Annotated in this window: 13 protein-coding genes; 4 read left to right on the top strand and 9 right to left on the bottom strand. The window is 53.0% G+C overall.

Annotated features, from left to right (window positions below):
* Nucleotides 1–483: 483 nt before the first annotated feature.
* Together crfC and HVZ37_RS20260 are read left to right on the top strand one after the other, a co-directional pair.
* Nucleotides 484–2,838: a clamp-binding protein CrfC gene (gene crfC, locus HVZ37_RS20265; RefSeq protein WP_042999088.1), complete on the top strand. Its 2,355-nt coding sequence runs from the start codon at nt 484–486 to the stop codon at nt 2,836–2,838.
* Nucleotides 2,835–3,725: a diguanylate cyclase regulator RdcB family protein gene (locus HVZ37_RS20260; protein ID WP_181627925.1), complete on the top strand. Its 891-nt coding sequence runs from the start codon at nt 2,835–2,837 to the stop codon at nt 3,723–3,725. The genes crfC and HVZ37_RS20260 overlap by 4 nt, the downstream gene beginning before the upstream one ends.
* Nucleotides 3,726–3,742: 17 nt before the next feature.
* On the opposite strand, the gene kdgT is transcribed toward HVZ37_RS20260, so the two are convergent.
* The gene (gene kdgT, locus HVZ37_RS20255; RefSeq protein ID WP_042999090.1) at nt 3,743–4,741 is read right to left on the bottom strand and encodes a 2-keto-3-deoxygluconate transporter; all 999 of its coding nucleotides are present in this window, start codon (nt 4,739–4,741) and stop codon (nt 3,743–3,745) included.
* A gap of 700 nt (nt 4,742–5,441) precedes the next feature.
* Here kdgT and proP point away from each other — a divergent pair.
* Together proP and pmrR are read left to right on the top strand one after the other, a co-directional pair.
* A complete protein-coding gene (gene proP, locus HVZ37_RS20250; RefSeq protein ID WP_042321219.1) occupies nt 5,442–6,944 on the top strand; it encodes a glycine betaine/L-proline transporter ProP in 1,503 nt (500 codons plus the stop codon).
* 60 nt (nt 6,945–7,004) lie between these two features.
* On the top strand, nt 7,005–7,094 hold the full coding sequence (gene pmrR / locus HVZ37_RS20245; protein ID WP_042999091.1) for an LpxT activity modulator PmrR: 90 nt from the start codon (nt 7,005–7,007) through the stop codon (nt 7,092–7,094).
* Here pmrR and pmrB read toward each other — a convergent pair.
* The 8 genes from pmrB to fumB form a co-directional block, all read right to left on the bottom strand.
* Nucleotides 7,091–8,176 carry a two-component system sensor histidine kinase PmrB gene (gene pmrB / locus HVZ37_RS20240; RefSeq protein WP_042999092.1) on the bottom strand — a complete coding sequence of 362 codons (1,086 nt, stop codon included), beginning with the start codon at nt 8,174–8,176 and terminating at the stop codon, nt 7,091–7,093. The two genes, pmrR and pmrB, sit on opposite strands and share 4 nt — an antisense overlap.
* Nucleotides 8,177–8,851, bottom strand: a complete 675-nt coding sequence (gene basR / locus HVZ37_RS20235; protein WP_042999093.1) for a two-component system response regulator BasR — start codon at nt 8,849–8,851, stop codon at nt 8,177–8,179.
* Complete coding sequence (gene eptA / locus HVZ37_RS20230; RefSeq protein ID WP_181627924.1) at nt 8,848–10,491, bottom strand: phosphoethanolamine transferase EptA; 1,644 nt, start codon at nt 10,489–10,491, stop codon at nt 8,848–8,850. The genes basR and eptA overlap by 4 nt, the downstream gene beginning before the upstream one ends.
* Before the next feature lie 98 nt (nt 10,492–10,589).
* A complete protein-coding gene (adiC, locus tag HVZ37_RS20225) occupies nt 10,590–11,927 on the bottom strand; it encodes an arginine/agmatine antiporter (RefSeq protein ID WP_042999095.1) in 1,338 nt (445 codons plus the stop codon).
* Between the two features lie 128 nt (nt 11,928–12,055).
* Complete coding sequence (locus HVZ37_RS20220) at nt 12,056–12,817, bottom strand: AraC family transcriptional regulator (protein WP_042999096.1); 762 nt, start codon at nt 12,815–12,817, stop codon at nt 12,056–12,058.
* 332 nt (nt 12,818–13,149) lie between these two features.
* The gene (gene adiA / locus HVZ37_RS20215) at nt 13,150–15,417 is read right to left on the bottom strand and encodes an arginine decarboxylase (RefSeq protein WP_104446885.1); all 2,268 of its coding nucleotides are present in this window, start codon (nt 15,415–15,417) and stop codon (nt 13,150–13,152) included.
* Nucleotides 15,418–15,647: 230 nt separating this feature from the next.
* Nucleotides 15,648–16,283 (bottom strand): DUF2238 domain-containing protein, encoded by a 636-nt coding sequence (locus tag HVZ37_RS20210; protein ID WP_042999098.1) that lies wholly within the window; start codon nt 16,281–16,283, stop codon nt 15,648–15,650.
* A gap of 144 nt (nt 16,284–16,427) precedes the next feature.
* Entirely contained in the window at nt 16,428–18,074 is a 1,647-nt protein-coding gene (gene fumB / locus HVZ37_RS20205; protein ID WP_042999099.1) for a class I fumarate hydratase, read from the bottom strand.
* Between the last annotated feature and the right edge of the window lie 21 nt (nt 18,075–18,095).

The following is an 18,095-nucleotide window of genomic DNA, read 5'->3' as shown; positions in this document are numbered from 1 at the left end:
GGCAGATTGCCGAAAAAGGACGCAATTATACACAAAATCCTTAACGTTGTCGGGACTACTCTGTTTTTAAGGTAAATACCGTACTGTGACCTAACCTGTCTGCCAGACAGAAAAAAAGCGCTATTATTTTTAAGGGAAATTGCTACCGTTTGTTATTTGAGATAAGGTGACGAGAAATATTCTAACTAATTGGCTGAGCGAGTTTTACTTAGGGTTCGTTTACCTCACCTTGCCCCTTAATTCTGGTAGGTGAAATTAACCAAAATTGGCCTGGGTTTTTATAAATCTGAACTACGATTTTTTACTTTCTTATGCCACTGAGTGTTATTCAAAAAATAGCAATTAAAATAATAAATTCATTGATATCAATAGATTAGTTAATAAATTCTTTTTTCCATACGTAATTATTAAAGCCGAGAATTCACTAATAAACGAAACGGCTAAATAAAAGCAATAAAAATTTGCGTTAAGGAAACATTTTTTATGTACACACAGACAATATATGAATTGAGCCAGGAAGCGGAACGCTTGCTGATGCTCTCTTTAGAGCATCTTAAGACCGTAAAAAAAATGCCAACGGCCACTCTGGAGAGCACTTCATCATTAAAAAGTGAGGACGATCTCAACGTTCAGCCCATGCATTTCAGTACCCGGGGTGTCGAGGCACAGCAGGCCACGCTGAACAATGAGTTGCGAAAAATCTCGCGACTGGAAATGGTGCTGGCGATCGTCGGCACCATGAAAGCGGGAAAATCGACGACGATCAATGCCATTGTCGGCACGGAGGTGCTGCCCAATCGCAACCGTCCAATGACCGCGCTGCCGACACTCATTCGCCATACGCCTGGTCAGAAAGAACCGGTGCTGCATTTTTCCCACGTTGCGCCCATCGATGCGCTGATGAAGACCCTGCAAGAGAGCATGCGCGCCTGCGATCGGCAGAATCTGACGCAGGTGCTGGAAATTGATAAAGACATGAACGGCCTCATGCAGCGCATCGAAAGAGGGGAAGCGTTTGAGCGCCATTATCTTGGTGCACAGCCGATCTTTCACTGCCTGAAAAGCCTTAACGATTTGGTGCGCCTGTCGAAAGCGCTGGAGGTCGATTTTCCCTTTTCTGCCTATGCGGCGATTGAACATATTCCGGTGATTGAGGTGGAATTTGTGCACCTGGCGGGGCTGGAGAACTATCCGGGTCAACTGACGTTACTGGACACACCCGGGCCAAATGAAGCCGGGCAGCCGCATCTGCAAAAAATGCTCAATGAGCAACTGGCTCGCGCCTCCGCCGTTCTGGCGGTGATGGACTATACGCAGTTGAAATCGATTTCCGATGAAGAGGTGCGTCAGGCCATTGCCGCAGTGGGAAAATCGGTGCCGTTGTATGCGTTGGTGAATAAATTCGACCAGAAAGATCGCAACAGCGATGATGAAGAACAGGTGAGGGCGTTGATTTCCGGTACCCTGATGAAGGGTTGTATTAACCCGGCGCAGATTTATCCGGTCTCCTCGATGTGGGGATATCTGGCCAATCGGGCACGCCATGAGCTGGCAAACCACGGTCATCTGCCGGATCACGAAGAGCAGCGCTGGGTACAGGACTTTGCTGAAGCCGCGCTCGGTCGGCGCTGGCGAAGCGCCGATCTGGATGATATCGAACACCTGCGTCATGCGGCGGATTTGCTGTGGGAAGATTCGTTGTTTGAACAGCCGATCCAGACCTTAATTCATGCCGCCTATGCCAATGCGTCGCTGTATGCGCTGCGTTCCGCCTCGCATAAATTGCTGAATTACGCCCACAGCGCCCGCGAATATCTGGATTTCCGCTATCACTGTCTGACGGTGGCCTTTGACACGCTGCAGCAAAATATCATGCGTCTGGAAGCGGACATGCAGCAACTGAAAGTGAGCCAGGACAGCGTCAGCGACGAGATCCGCCATGAGGTCGGGCTGGCGCTGACGTCGGCCAACGACTTTCTCAACCAGCAGCAGGCCACGATCTTGCGCAACATCGGGACCTTTTTCAGCCGTGAACAGATCCTGAAATTGTCGTGTGGCGATAGCTGGTCGCCGCTGCCGCAGGCGGAGCTTGACGGAGAGGTGTTGGTGCTGCATGACGAAGCGCAGGCGCAGGTGATCCTCAGTAAACTACGTTCCACCTGTGAGGGCGTCCTGCTGGCGGCGCAGGAAAACATCAGCCGCGACCTGGCGATGCGTTTTGAACAACTGGAAGCCACGCTCAGCCGGTCACTGAATGAGGCGATGCGCCCTATCGAAATGCGGGTGAAAGAGGAGTTGAGTCATGCGGGATTTCGCCCCCGAATCAGCTTTCCGGCCTTTCACGCCTCCATGTTTAACTTCACGACGCGCCAGTTATTCAGCGAGGCGATTGCCCAGCAGGACCGCGTCGAAAGTGACGAACCTCGCGTGAGCGGGGTGCGTGAAACCTTCTCTCGTTGGCTGAATCAGCCGAACTGGGGCTGGAATGATTATGTCGAAGCGAAGACACGCTATCTGATTGATATTAATGCGCTGCATCAGAGTCTGGCGGAGTACGTCAGCCACTTCTGCCAACAAATTCGTAAAGCTTTAGCCGCGCAGGTCGATGTTTCAGTTACGGCAGGTATGGCAACGTTTTTTGCCGATTTCTCATTGTGCCTGGCGGGATTACAGGAGAGCCTGCGCGAGAGTTTGCTGGTTCGTCAGCAGAATGAATCAGCTGTTCAGAGTCTGAGTCAGCAGTTGCAGCACAGTATTGCCACCACCGCCTGGATTTATGAAGACTCTCGCCTGCTCCGTGACGACATTCAAACCCTTTTTGTGGCCGAACACACATGACAAACGCGTTACTGGAAGGCCCCGGACGGACGCTGGAGTGTATCCACCCGAAGTTTATGGTCGATCTGGTTCAGGGAGAAGAACCGAAACGGGCTGACGGCACATTGCAACAGCAGCAGTTTCGCGAGCGCCTGACGCAGGAGATTCTGTCCCAGACGCAGTTGCGGGCGTGGGCGATGGCCGGGATGTTCAGCGAGCATCTGATGATGCGCCTGAAGCTGGTGGAAAAGCTGGCGGGTATGCTCGATCCGGGGCATCTGGCGCTGACGCGGATCGCTGCGCGACTGCAGGTCCTTCAACAGACGGATCTCTCTCGTGGGTCGTCCGTCCCAGGACTGGTTCAGCAACTTACCACTCTCAGCGAGTGGTTTAGCCAGCGCAGTGCCTGGAAGGAGAAGGCGCTGAGCCAGCGTGGTCTCACGGTTCAGGCCGGGGAACACAGTGAACAGGTATTTACCCGATGGCTGGCGGGGGCGTATGAAGGATGGTCGCTGCCGGGGCGGTGTTTTATTGCGCTCGAAGAGTTGCGTTGGGGACCGTTTGGCGATGCCTGTCGTCTGGCGAATCCTGACGTGGCGGCGATGCTGAAAGATAATCTCCGGGCGATGGCGACAAACTATCTGGCCCACAGTATCAATGCCGCACCGACGACGCGTCACTATTATCATCAGTGGTTGAGTACCACCGCGACCGCCGGTTCAGTTGAGTACAGCGACATGCTGAGCTGGTTGGGAGACTGGTGTGAGGCGGATAAACATCCGGTGTGCTGGTCTGTGACGCAGCGCTGGCAGCCGGTTGCGTTGGGTATGCCGCGACTCTGTTCGGCAAAGCGACTGGTGGATGCGATGGTTGAAGAGGTATTTCCACCCTCTCCCCTCAGGTTTTGAGAGGAGAGGGCTGATGATTAGTGGTGTGCGGATTCCGCTGTCGTTTCTTCCACACCAGCAGGAGCCGGTAGCCTGGCGAAGCGTTTGGCGTAGAGCGCGGTAATAATCGGCACCAGAATCGCCGTGACCACTACGCTGGCAGCGACCAGCGCCGTCGCGGAGGCGGCAACCGGTTCAAACGCCGGGTTGATTTGCGCGATGATCACCGGGTTGGCAACGGCGGCACCTGCCGCAGAGGACGCCGCGACACCTGCAGTACCATTACCACCACCGATCACACGGTCCGCAATAATCAGTGGAATACCGGTGATGACAATGACCGCCACACCCAGCAGGATGCCCAACAGACCGGTATCAACAATCACACCCAGGTTAATGGTGTTACCCAGCGCAAAACCGAAGAACGGAATCAGTACCGGCGTTGCTTTGCTGAAGAACGCACGCAGATCGTGGTCAAGGTTGCCCAGCGTGAAGCCAATCAGGAACGGCAGTACTGCGCCGATAAAGTGATGCGGTTCAAAGGAGCCCAGACCCGCAGCGCCCAGAATCACCATTGTCATCAGCGGACCGGATTCCAGCGACATCAGAACGAATGCGCCGGACTCTTCTTTCGTACCGTACTGGTTCATCAGGCTGGCATACAGACCGCCGTTGGTCATATCCATCGCGGAAACAATCGCCAGTACGGAAAGACCGGCAAAGAAACCGGTCTGAATACCGGTATCCGGAATAAACGAGGCGGCAATCATTGCCACTACCCACGCCACGGCAATTTTGGTAATGACCAGCGTGCCGGATTTACGCAGAACCGTACCGGTTGCGCGTAAATCAATTGATGCACCAATACAGAAAAACCACACAGCAAGAATTGGTACCGTGCCGGTAATCATGCCTTTTGTAAAGGAACCAAAATAAGCACCGGTATTCGGTGCCAGGGTATTTACAACCGCACCCAGCAGCAATGGAATCAACATCATCCCACCAGGGATGCGTTCAATGGTGGCTTTAATTCTCATAAATGTCCTCACTTCTTGCCCGTGGAACATACGGGTAAGGTGGTAAAAAATATTAAAATTCAGAAGGTTGTATCTGGAAAGTATGCAGGGAAACCTACATTCTCTTTATGTTCTACGTAGCGATTGCACCGTGTATCGGCGTTTTTCGCTTCCCGGTGGTATTGCAACGACTATTATCTTGCATTCATTGGAATGTTGATTCAATCAAAACGAAACGCTGTTTTAGTTATCTTTGTCACATAATCAATGTAAACATTCCCGCGCGATCTGAATATTTAAAATTACCGTAAAGAAGTTGTGAAAAATGAGAGGGAATTGCCTGGCAGAATAATAATAACTGCAGTGACTTTTTATGAAGCAAGCACAACAAAATAGAGATCGAAAACGTAAAAAAGAACAACTCTGTGCTTTAAAAAAAGAGACTCAGGATCACCTTATTTACCTCCGTTGACGAAACCTAAACATATATGTGAAGTTGATCACAATTTTAAACACTGGTAGGGTAGATAGCTCATTAACCGCCCAAATCAGGCGTCAACAGGTTCGGTTGTACAGACCTTAACCAGTCCGTGTAAGTAAACCTGCTACGCTTGTTACAGGAGTTGCGTCTGAGCAACCCCGCGCTCGACGGTGACGTTGCGCCCAGTGCGCCAGTGCAGTCGATATGCCGCGAGACAGGGCTTAGTCTACGAGGACAGCTATGCTGAAAAGGAAAAAAGTAAAACCGATTACGCTTCGTGATGTCACGATTATCGATGACGGTAAATTGCGAAAGGCGATTACCGCTGCTTCGTTGGGTAATGCGATGGAGTGGTTTGATTTTGGGGTTTATGGTTTTGTTGCTTACGCATTAGGTAAAGTGTTCTTCCCGGGGGCTGACCCCAGCGTGCAGATGATTGCCGCCCTTGCTACTTTCTCTGTTCCCTTTCTGATTCGTCCGCTCGGTGGTTTGTTCTTCGGTATGCTCGGCGATAAATATGGTCGCCAGAAGATTCTTGCCATCACCATCGTGATTATGTCGATCAGTACCTTCTGTATCGGTCTGATACCGTCCTACGCCTCGATAGGCATTTGGGCACCCATCCTGCTGCTGCTGTGTAAGATGGCGCAGGGCTTCTCCGTCGGCGGTGAGTACACCGGCGCGTCTATTTTTGTGGCCGAATATTCCCCGGACCGTAAACGCGGCTTTATGGGAAGCTGGCTGGACTTCGGCTCCATTGCCGGGTTCGTGCTGGGGGCGGGTGTGGTCGTCCTGATCTCGACGGTGGTCGGAGAAGAGAACTTCCTGGAATGGGGCTGGCGTATTCCGTTCTTTATCGCCCTGCCGTTAGGGATTATCGGACTCTATCTGCGTCATGCGCTGGAAGAGACCCCGGCGTTCCAGCAGCACGTCGATAAGCTGGAACAGGGCGACCGGGAAGGCTTGCAGGACGGACCAAAAGTGTCCTTTAAAGAGATCGCCACTAAGCACTGGCGCAGCCTGTTGGCCTGTATTGGCCTGGTGATTGCTACCAACGTCACCTACTACATGCTGTTGACCTATATGCCGAGCTATCTGTCGCATAACCTGCATTACTCTGAAGATCACGGCGTGCTGATTATCATCGCCATTATGATCGGGATGCTGTTTGTCCAGCCGGTGATGGGACTACTGAGTGACCGTTTTGGTCGTCGTCCATTCGTGATCATGGGTAGCATCGCGCTGTTTGCCCTGGCAATCCCGGCCTTTATTCTGATTAACAGTAATATTATCGGCCTGATTTTTGCCGGTCTGCTGATGCTGGCGGTGATCCTCAACTGCTTCACCGGGGTCATGGCGTCTTCATTGCCAGCCATGTTCCCGACACATATTCGTTACAGTGCGCTGGCGGCGGCATTTAATATTTCGGTACTGATTGCCGGTCTGACGCCAACGCTGGCGGCCTGGCTGGTGGAAAGCTCGCAGAATCTGATGATGCCTGCTTACTACCTGATGGTGATTGCGGTGATTGGTTTCATTACCGGTATCACCATGAAAGAGACCGCGAATCAGCCGCTGAAAGGGGCAACGCCCGCCGCCTCGGATATTCAGGAAGCGAAAGAAATTCTCGGTGAACACTACGATAATATCGAGCAGAAAATTGAGGATATCGATCAGGAGATTGCGGACCTGCAGGCGAAGCGTACGCGCCTGGTGCAGCAGCATCCGCGAATTGACGAGTAAATTAAGGTTTGCTTAATCTCTGACTGGCACACTCTCTTCCATACCCTGGAGGAGAGTGTGATGAAACAGCGTATTTATGAAAGTGTCACGACCGTATTCAGCGTACTGATTGTCAGTAGCTTCCTGTACATTTGGGTCTCAACCTACTAAACCTTCTTCAACAGCACCGAGGCGCGGGTTCCGGTGGTTCCACTGCGATTTTGCAGGAAAAACTGCCCGTGGTGCAGCTGCGTAATGCGGCTGACGATGCTTAACCCCAGGCCGATTCCACCGTAACGGCTGTCCATGCGGACGAAGGCTTTGCTGAGTTCGCCGCACTTGCTTTCATCGATCCCCGGTCCTTCATCTTCTACCGCCATTGTCATTGTTGCTTCGTCATCAACGTTCAGCGTAATGGCGATGGTGGTGCCTTCCGGACTGTAGCGATGGGCATTTTCCACCAGATTACGCAGCAGCATCCGCAGCAGCGTCGCGTCGCCCTGAACAGCCGCATCGTCCTGACTGTCAGGCAGCAGGAGTGTCTGTTCGCGCTGTTCCAGCATCGTGCTCAGCTCATCGTAAGACGGCAGGATCACATCTTCCAGCAATCTGACATGCTGATAATTTCCCGATGAAAAAGACTGACCCACGCGGGCGAGTTGTAAAAGCTGCGAGACGCTGTCCATCATTTGATCAAGACGACCCAGCAGCGGCGCGACATCCACGTGATGCGCTTTTGACAGCAGTTCCAGATGCAAACGGACGCCCGATAGCGGTGTTCGCAGTTCGTGCGCCACGTCGGCGGTAAACAGACGCTCGTTTTCGATGGTCGTGGTCAGTCGATTGACCAACTGGTTGAGCGCCGAAACGACCGCTTCAATTTCGACCGTTGAGCTGTGAATGTCGATAGGGGAGAGATTATCCGCCGTGCGGGTTTCTAATTCGTGTTGCAGGTTGGCGAGCGGACGGGTAATGCGGCGAACGGCCTGATAGCAGATGAACAGCGTTAACCCCACCATAAACAGGCTGGGGACGATCAGACTGGCGACCGCCTCGCGGATTTCATGCATGATGTGGCGATCGTTATTGCGGTTATCCCGCAGCGCCTGTTCAAACAGCTGGATCTGCTCAGTGCTTTCATGCCAGAGCCAGAAGGTGCTGATGAGCTGGAAAACCAGCAAAATCATGCCGATGGTGATCATCAGCCGCCGACGCAGGGTCATGGGCTGGCGTAGAAAACGCTTCAGATTCAATTAGCTTTCCTCAGTCGCGGTCGCCACCAGCATGTAGCCAAAGCCGCGCACGGTACGAATACGGGATTTGCCCACTTTATCGCGCAGGTTATGGATATGCACTTCCAGGGTATTGGTGGACGGTTCGTTATCCCAGTTATAGATGTCGTTATAGAGAATTTCCCGGTGCACCGGGCTTCCCGATTTCAGCATCAGACGCGACAGCAACGCGTACTCTTTAGGGGTGAGAATTAACTCCTCTCCCTCTTTCCACACCTGTCGACGGCCCATGTTCAGCGTCAGGTTGCCGACGACCAGTTCACTCTCGCCCTGGTTATTGTGACGACGCAGCAGCGCGCGGATCCGGGCGTGCAGCTCTTCCAGCGCAAAAGGTTTCACCAGATAATCGTCGGCCCCGACGTCCAGCCCGGAAATCTTATCGCCGAGCGTGTCCCGCGCAGTAAGGATCAGCACCGGCAGGGTATATTTTTTCTGCCGGATGCGAGCAAGGAAATGCAGGCCATCTTCGTCAGGCAGGCCGAGGTCCAGCACCACCAGACTGTAATGACCGGTTTCCAGACATTGCTCAGCCGCACGGGCGGTCGACACGCCATCGCAGGCGTACCCTTCGGTTTGTGCCGCCAGAATCAGGCCCTGCAAAAGCAGCGTATCGTCTTCAACAATCAGTATTTTCATTGCGTGGTTCTCCTGCAGGGCTGCAGAATATCATCTGCGGCCTGATATTGCGTGGTCTGTACGCCGGTCAGTCCCAGCATGGTCGAGAAAAGATTGTCCTGCGAGTAATCCTGAGTACGCGCCTGTTTTTGCAGGCAACTGGCATCAACCTGATAGCGCTGCTGATAATCCTCTGACAGCCACAGCAGCATCGGCACATGCTTCTGGGAGTCTGGCGCAATGGCATACGGCAGGCCGTGCAGATAAACGCCGTTTTCACCCAGCGACTCGCCGTGGTCGGAAAGATACACCAGGCTGGTGGTAAATTTATCCTGATGCGCTTTCAGAAGATTAATTGTTTTATCAACAATATAGTCGACATACAGCACGGTATTATCGTACGTGTTCACTAATTGTTCCTGTGAACAGGTCTGGATTTCATTGGTATCGCAGGTTGGGGTAAATTTCCTGAACTGCGGCGGGTAGCGGTTGTAGTAGGTCGGGCCGTGGCTGCCGATGGTATGCAGTACAATCACCCCGTCACCTTGCAGGTTGTTGATGTACTCTTCCAGACCGTGGAACAGAACTTCGTCATAGCATTCGCCGTCGATGCATTCCCCTTTCAGGTTTAACGCCGTCATATTCTGATGTGGCACGCGGTCGCAGGCGCCTTTACAGCCGCCATCGTTGTCATTCCACAGTACGTTAACGCCCGCGCGCTGGATAATATCGAGCATCCCTTCCTGATGCTGCGCCAGCTCTTCGTCGTAATGCTTACGCGGCATGTTAGAGAACATGCATGGTACAGAGACCGCCGTGGCGGTACCACACGACGTGGTGCGCGGGAAGTAAACCACATTATCTTTTGCCAATAGCGGATTGGTTTCGCGGGAGTAGCCGCCGAGCGAGTAGTTTTCGCCACGTGAGGTTTCACCGACGATCAGGATAGTCAGATTTTTGCGCTTCTCTTGCTGCATCACCGGATTACGATGGGCGTCTTCCCCGATGCGTACCAGCGGCAGGTGTGCGAGGCGCTGATGGGAGTACCATGACCAGCTGGCGACAATGCCGTTAGACGGGCTGAGGGCTTTGACCAGTTCTTTATTGTTGCGAAACAGTGAGGCGTAATCTTTATAGAAAAAGGCCGCCACCAGCACGATCAATAACACGGATACCAGCACGTTGGCAGCGCGATTCAGCACGCTGCGCAGGACAGGCGTGGTCGGTTTGATTTTGATCCAGCAGGCAACGATGGCCGCCACAATGCCGCTAAGACCGAGCGTGAGCACCATTCGCGGCGTCATCAGGGCGAACGTTTCGGCAGGCGTCGTATCCACCATATTGGCAATCATTGAGCGGTCAATGATGATGCCGTAAGTCATGATGAAATACTGCGCTGACGCGGACATCAGAATAAACAGGCAGGCCAGCAGGCGGTTCAGCCACAGGAAAGAGGCCAGCGTCAGGACAATATTCATGACGCTGAACGCCACCACTGGCATCGACAAGAAGACCAGGATGTTACGCAGGGAATTCAGCGGCAGATCCTGCACAACCTGTTTGTAGAACGCGATGTTCAGACAAACAGACAAATAGAATGAAACCAGTAGTAACCAGGCCAGCAGGCTGAGAAGAGGTCTTTTGACAATGCGCTTTAACATGGTGGAGCTTCCGTAGACTAATTAGCGCAGATCCTCGCAAAGTAAAGTTAAGCCAACCTTAAGAACTTAAGGTTGGCTTCATCGTGTAAAAGAGGGGATTAACTGCGGTTAACCGGCGCATCCAGTGGGAAGGGGTTTTTGTGGATCCGGTTGTAGTTCAGGGCGTACAGCGCGGTGATGATCATCAGGGTCACGAATGACCACATCACCTCTTTCGCGCCGGACCCCACCACTGCCCAGATGCAGTAAATAAAGGCCACAAAGGTTACCAGCAGATAGAGCGGACGCGCTTTGCCGAAGTGTCCGTGACCGAGCAGCAGCAGCGCGGCACAGGTGTACAAATACGGCACCAGCGTAAAGATGACGGACACTGAAGAGACGAGACCAAACTCTTTCGCGGCGTTCGGCGACATACTGCTGAACTGGAAGATAGTCATCAGAATCCCGACAATAATCAGCCCGGCAACCGGTGTGCCCGCCTTATTTACACGGGCAAAAATCGGTGGGAACAGACCGTCATCGGCGGCGGCTTTTGCAGTCTGTCCGGCCAGCAGCGTCCAGCCGCCCAGCGAACCTAAACAGCCTGCTGCCGCGCAGAAGGAGACAATCGCGCCGGCGGTGTTACCCAGCGCCATACGTGCCGCATCACCGAACGGTGAAGCGGAGACGCGCAGCGCGGCGTTAGGGATCATCCCCATGATGGCGGTGGTGGAGAGCACGTAGCACACAGCCGCGATCAGCACCCCGCCAATGGTGGCAATCGGCACATTGCGTTTCGGGTTTTTGACCACCCCTGCCGCTACCGAGGCACTTTCGACCCCGATGAATGACCACAGGGTGACGTTAAGGGTGCTCTGAATCGCGCCGAAGGTGTTCATGCCGCTCACGTTCCAGGCCGCCATGTAGGTTTCGCCACGGAACCAGAACCAGCCAAACACCGCGATACCGACGATGGGGACCAGCGCCAGCACGGTGGCGACGGCCTGAACGCGGGTGATCATTTTCGGACCGACAATATTGAGCAGAACGAAGATCCACAGCACCACGACGCAGGTCAGGGTCAGCACCAGCGGATCTTTCAGAATGGGGAAGAAGTAGCTCAGGTAACCGACGCCGATAACCACCATCGCGATGTTACCGATCCAGCAGGCCAGCCAGTACAGCACGTTGGTCTGGTAACCGAGGAACGGCCCAAAGCAACGACGAGCATACGCGTAAGAACCGCCGGGACTGGGATCTAAGGACGACATTTTTGCGTAGACCATCGACAGCGCCAGCGCGCCGATAATCGTGACTAACCATCCGTAGATTGCAATCCCGCCGGTGGCGGCCAGGTTCGCAGGGAGCAGGAAAACCCCTGAACCCATGATATTCCCCGACACCATTAAGGTGACGGGGATTAAGCCCACTTTGTGAGCATCAGCATCCGAGGACATAATTAATCTCCTGAAGGGAACAATAAATGATGTCTCATAATACGCCTTCAGGTGTCGGTTGAATTATGTGCGACGTGGGTTATCGCTAATGCTGATATTATCGTAGCTCATTACAAAATGCTCAAAAATCACGCTGCCGTACGGTCTTTAAACTGGCTGACATAATGTAGCGGGGTCATGCCATAATACTCTTTGAACACAGAGATAAAGTAAGATGTACTGTTATAACCACACAGTTCGGAGACCTGGGATATATTCTTGCCATCCATCAGAAGTTGATTAACGGCGTAGCGCATGCGGCAAGTGGTGATGATTTGACTGTAGCTGGTATTTTCGCTTTTGAGTTTCTTCTTTAGCAAACTCGGACTCAGACAGAGACAACGGGCGACCTGATTAAGATTCCACGCTTTATGAATGTCACTCTCGATAATATGGTAAACGCTGTCGCTGACTCGGTTTCGCAACATAAACATCAGCAGGGACAAAAACTTCTTACTGTCGAGAAAGCGGGATAACACGGCGAACAACAGGCAGCGTGTACGTTCTTCTTCGCCAGGGCTGTCGGTATGCGCAATGCTGTGTTGTGCTGCCACCCGGAAGACATCGGGGGTCACACATTCAGCGGTTAATACCGGTGAGGAACTCCGTTGCCAGAGTGGAATATTTGAAAGATCTTTATTTAAAAAGCGAAGATAATCTTTAATTATATCTCGGCTAATATGTGCGACCAGTGCGTTATTAATCGATGAGATGTCGATGATATTGTTTTCACAGGCGATGAGTGCCATATGATTCGCTTTTAAATTGATAGCCTCTTTACCGTTTACTCGTAGCCAAACGTCTTTTTCGGTTAACACGACAATGCAAGGATTATTGCTGAAAATTCTCATACCCTAACTCCCGAATATGAACATAAAATATCCTTTCTCGCCAAAGGGGAGAGATAAAGCAGATATTTAGATTTGTATGACGAATGAAGTCCGCATTAAAATAATGGTTTTGTCTGGAAATACAATAGGCGACAGATAATTGCTATGTACAGAAACTTTTACGCGGTGGAAACCATGCATAAGGGATAAAAAAGCGCGGGGAGCACCCGCGCAAAAAGGTATGACAATGGTAGTTTTTCTCAGCAATACTCAGGAAACGCTCGTCATAACCCTACGGCCTAAACCAGGCTGCGTCAGGGTGGCCATGTCATGACGCAGTCGTCGGAATTGATTTACGCTTTCACGCACATTACGTGATAGACGCCATCAATGATTTCAGTGCCTTCGGTTTCATGTTCGAAACCAGGGAAGTGGTGATCCCAGGATTGCAGGGCGCGGAGATAGCCCACCTGCGGACTGTTTTCATCACCGAAGTTCTCGCCGGAAAGCAGCATCGGAATTCCCGGCGGATAAGGGATCACCGAGTTTGCTGCAATGCGACCCGGCAGTTTATCAATGGCCACCATTTCGATGTTGTCGTTAACGATAGCGTTATAGGCTTCACGCGGCGTCATTGCGGCAACCGGCAGGCCGGAATAGGCGGCGTTGAGTTTCGCGCCTGGGTTGTTTTCCCGCAGCCAGGCGAACATCCGATCGCCCAGGTCGTGAATGCCCATATTGGCGTAGGTTTCAGGGTGTTCGTCGACCAGTTCCGGCATGACCTGCGCCAGTGGGGTGTTGGCATCGTAGTGATGTTTAAATGAGCACAGGGTGTTGATCAGGGTTCCCCATTTCCCACGGGTGATGCCCATTGAGAACAGGAACATGATCTGGAAATCGGTGGTGCGGGTTGGCACGATTCCGTGACGTCCAAGCCAGGCGGTGACCAGCGCGGCAGGCACCCCCGTCTCTTCCAGTTCGCCGTCGTCACCCATCCCCGGTGCGAGAATGCTGACCTTGATCGGGTCAAGCATGCTCCAGTTATCGGGTAAGTCTTTAAAGCCGTGCCAGGATTCGCCCGGACGCATCACCCAGCAGTTCTGGTCTGTTGCCAGCAGTTTCGCCGGTGCGTCAGCAAAATCGAATGTTTTCCCGGTCTGCGGATCGGTGACCACTTCTTTGTTCCACGGCTTGAAGAACCAGTCGCCGTCGGCGCTGAACTCTTTATACAGACGCGCCATGGCCTGGCGGAAGTCGATGGCTTCGTCGATCACTTCCTGAGTCAGCGACAGGCCGCTGTTGCCGTCCATCATGGACACCGCCACATCGTTGGATGCGCAGATGGCATACAACGGCGAGGTGGTGGCATGCATCATGTACGCCTGATTGAAGCGGGAAAAATTCACCGCGCCGCGACCTTCACGCACATGGATGTAAGACGCCTGAGAGAGGGCGTTCAGCAGTTTGTGCGTAGAGTGGGTGGCAAAAACGGTAGGACCACTGTGATCGCCCGGTTCACCGCGCATCGCATAGTGGTCGGCGTAAATCGGGTTAAAGCGGGCGTAGCCGTACCAGGCTTCGTCGAAGTGAATGCGGTCGGTAGTTTGCGCCAGTAACGCCTGTGCGGATTTCGCGTTATAGCAGACACCATCGTAGGTACAGTTGGTCACCACGCTATAAGACGGTTTTTGTCCTGTCTTCTCTTTGGTCAGCGGGCTTTCGCTGATTTTTTTCTGTAAGGTTTCCGGCTGCATTTCCTGTGGGTAGATAGGGCCAATGATGCCGTAGCGGTTACGGCTGGGCACCATATACACCGGTTTCGCCCCGGTCAGGATCAACCCCTGTTCAATCGATTTATGGCAGTTACGGTCCAGCACCACCACATCGTTATCGGTCATACAGGCCTGCATAATGGTACGGTTGGAGCCGGATGTCCCGACCACGACGGACCAGGAACGGTCTGCGCCAAAGACCCGTGCAGCATATTTTTCGCTTTCGCCAAAGGCCCCGGTGTGATCGAGCAGAGAACCCAGCGAAGCACGTTCAATCCCCATGTCGCTGCGGAACAGGTTTTCGCCGTAATAATCATGATAGAAGCGGCCGGCAGGCGTTTTGGTAAAACCAACGCCGCCCTGGTGGCCCGGTGCAGCCCAGGAGTATTCGTGGATATCGCTATATTTCATCAGCGCACTAAACAGCGGTGGCAGCAGTTGCTGACGATAACGGGTCATGGCGGCGACCGCGCGCCCCGCGATAAAGTCAGCGGTGTCTTCGAGGATCCAGGCGAACTCATCGACAAGCTCCAGCATATCGCGGTCCAGCGAGGCGGTGGCTTTCTCTCTGTCACCTAACAGAAAGACCGGCACATTTTGCTGGCGCTCATGAAGCTTACCGATCAGTTCTCTGACATTTTGATGTTCATCAGGCTGTTCCATTTGATAGCTGAACATCAGGCAATCAATGGCTTCGTTTGCCGACAGGATGGCGTAGCCGTCGTCGAAAGACGTGGACTTAATGACGGTAACATTTTGCCGACTTAAGGCGTCTGCCAGACGTTCCACGGCCTTGCCAACCCAGGTGTCCTGATGCAGAAATTCACTTTCAACAATTAATACTTTCATCATCTCTTACCCGGTTGTGGAGGAATCTGTGATGCGGGCAAGTATTATCCTGACTAAAAAAGGTGTAAAGAGGGCGCGAAACGACGGGGATTCATCAATAATTGTTTATAAACAATGGATTAAAGTGATTTGCCAGCCGTTTTTGGCGATGGTTTATCGACAGCTGAATTATTTTTTGAGCTGATAGTGATATCGCCGGAGCCTGTGTATGCCTCCGGCAGATAAATACGTTATGCGTCGGGGGGCGTTAATCCATAGCGCTGCAACTGACGGCTATGCACTCCCGCCAGCAACGTTACCGTAGTCAATGAACCCAGCAACGCGCAGAACATGTCTGACTGGGTATCCCACGGGTCGCCCTGCGTGCCAAGGAAATCGTCCGCGCCCTGTCCCATCGCCAGCGCGGCCCACCATTCAATTAACTCATAGGTGGCACTGATCGCCAGCGCCACGCAGCAAACCAGAAATGCCAGCATCTTCCCGCTGCGAACACTCTTTGTGCGTAGCAGAATTTCGCGCGCCACCAGTGCCGGAACCAGGCCCTGGAAGAAATGGCCGAGCTTATCATACGGATTTCGGCTTAAGCCCAGCCACTCCTGCACTTCAAAGCCCACAGGGACTTTGGCATAGGTGTACATACCGCCCACCATCAGGATGATGGCGTGGAAAAAAATCAGGGTATAAAGCAGAGGAGTGAGCGGGTAGCGCTTTGCGGTTGTCAGCAGCAGCGGTATCACAATAATGACCGGCGTAACTTCCATCAGCCAGGTGGTTTTCTCACCTGCCGAGAAGCCAGTGTAGATCAGGATAAGCGTCAGGATCAGTGCGCCGATATTCAGCAGGGTGGGGTTTAATGTGCGGATCATGGTGATTTCGCAAGTGATGGAAAAGGCTACTATTCACCGAAGTGGTCGAAAATTCAATGCCAGCCATGACGGGAAAAGGTGGCCCGGGGGGATCACCGGACTGCCTTCAAACGTTGAGAGCAGTCCGGTGCCGGGCCGAAGAGGTTATTTCGTGCAGTTAGCGCACTGCTTGTTCACTATCTGCTGGAAGAAATCGTTGCCTTTGTCATCGACCAGGATGAACGCCGGGAAATCTTCCACTTCAATTTTCCAGATCGCTTCCATACCCAGTTCCGGATACTCAACGCATTCCAGATGCTTGATACTCTGCTGCGCCAGAACCGCTGCCGGGCCGCCAATGCTGCCCAGATAGAAGCCGCCGTGTTTATGGCAGGCATCGGTCACCTGTTGGCTGCGATTGCCTTTTGCCAGCATGATCATGCTGCCGCCGTGCGATTGCAGGAGATCAACATAGGAGTCCATGCGGCCTGCGGTGGTCGGTCCTAATGAGCCTGAAGGATAGCCCGCCGGTGTTTTTGCCGGACCGGCGTAGTAGATCGGGTGATCTTTAATGTACTGCGGCAACCCTTCGCCAGAGTCGATACGTTCTTTCAGCTTCGCATGCGCAATATCACGACCGACGATAATGGTTCCGGTCAGCGACAGACGGGTGGAAACCGGGTACTGTGAAAGCTGTGCCAGGATCTCTTTCATCGGGCGGTTGAGGTCAACTTTCACCACTTCGCCTTCACCGGCCTGACGCAACGCTTCCGGGATGTACTGACCTGGGTTGTGCTCCAGTTTTTCGATCCAAATCCCTTCGCGGTTGATTTTGGCTTTGATGTTACGATCCGCCGAGCAGGAAACGCCCATGCCGACCGGACAGGAGGCACCGTGACGCGGCAGGCGGATCACGCGGATATCGTGGGCGAAATATTTACCGCCAAACTGCGCGCCAAGACCGAGTTTTTGTGCCTCTTCCAGCAGTTCCTGTTCCAGTTGTGTATCACGGAACGCCTGACCGTGCTCGTTGCCTTCGGTCGGCAGCGCATCGTAGTAATGCGTGCTGGCGAGCTTCACGGTTTTTAGCGTGCTTTCTGCAGAAGTGCCGCCAATCACAAAGGCGATATGGTACGGCGGGCAGGCTGCTGTTCCCAGAGTCCGCATTTTCTCAACGAGGAAGTTTTTCAGCTTGCCCGGGGTGAGCAGCGCTTTGGTTTCCTGGTACAGGTAAGTTTTGTTGGCGGAACCGCCGCCTTTCGCTACGCACAGGAATTTATACTCATCACCATCGACGGTGTAGAGGTCGATCTGTGCCGGCAGGTTGGTACCGGTATTCACCTCTTTGTACATATCCAGCGCGGCGTTTTGCGAATAGCGCAGATTGTCTTCGATATAGGTGTTGTACACCCCTTTTGACAGCGCCGCTTCATCACCGCCACCAGTCCAGACACGCTGGCCTTTTTTCCCCATGATAATGGCCGTGCCGGTATCCTGACAGGTCGGCAGAATGCCTTTGGCGGCGATTTCAGAGTTTCTCAGGAATTGCAGGGCAACGTATTTATCGTTTTCGCTGGCTTCGGGGTCATGAAGAATGGAGGCGACTTGTTGCTGATGTTCGGGGCGGAGCATGAAGGAGGCATCGTGAAAGGCTTGTTGCGCCAGCAGCGTCAGGGCTTGCGGCTCAACCTTCAGTATGGACTCACCTTCAAACTCACTCACGCTGACATAATCGGAAGTGAGCAGGTAGTACTCTGTTTCGTCTTTCCCCATCGGGAAAGGTGCCTGATAGAAGAACGCTTTATTTGACATGTGCTTCCAGCCTATTGATTT

The sequence above is a fragment of the Citrobacter sp. RHB35-C17 genome (assembly GCF_013816795.1).
Lineage (GTDB): Bacteria > Pseudomonadota > Gammaproteobacteria > Enterobacterales > Enterobacteriaceae > Citrobacter_A > Citrobacter_A amalonaticus.
Note: the sequence above shows the minus strand (reverse complement) of the source record. Positions and strands in the feature narration are given on the sequence as shown.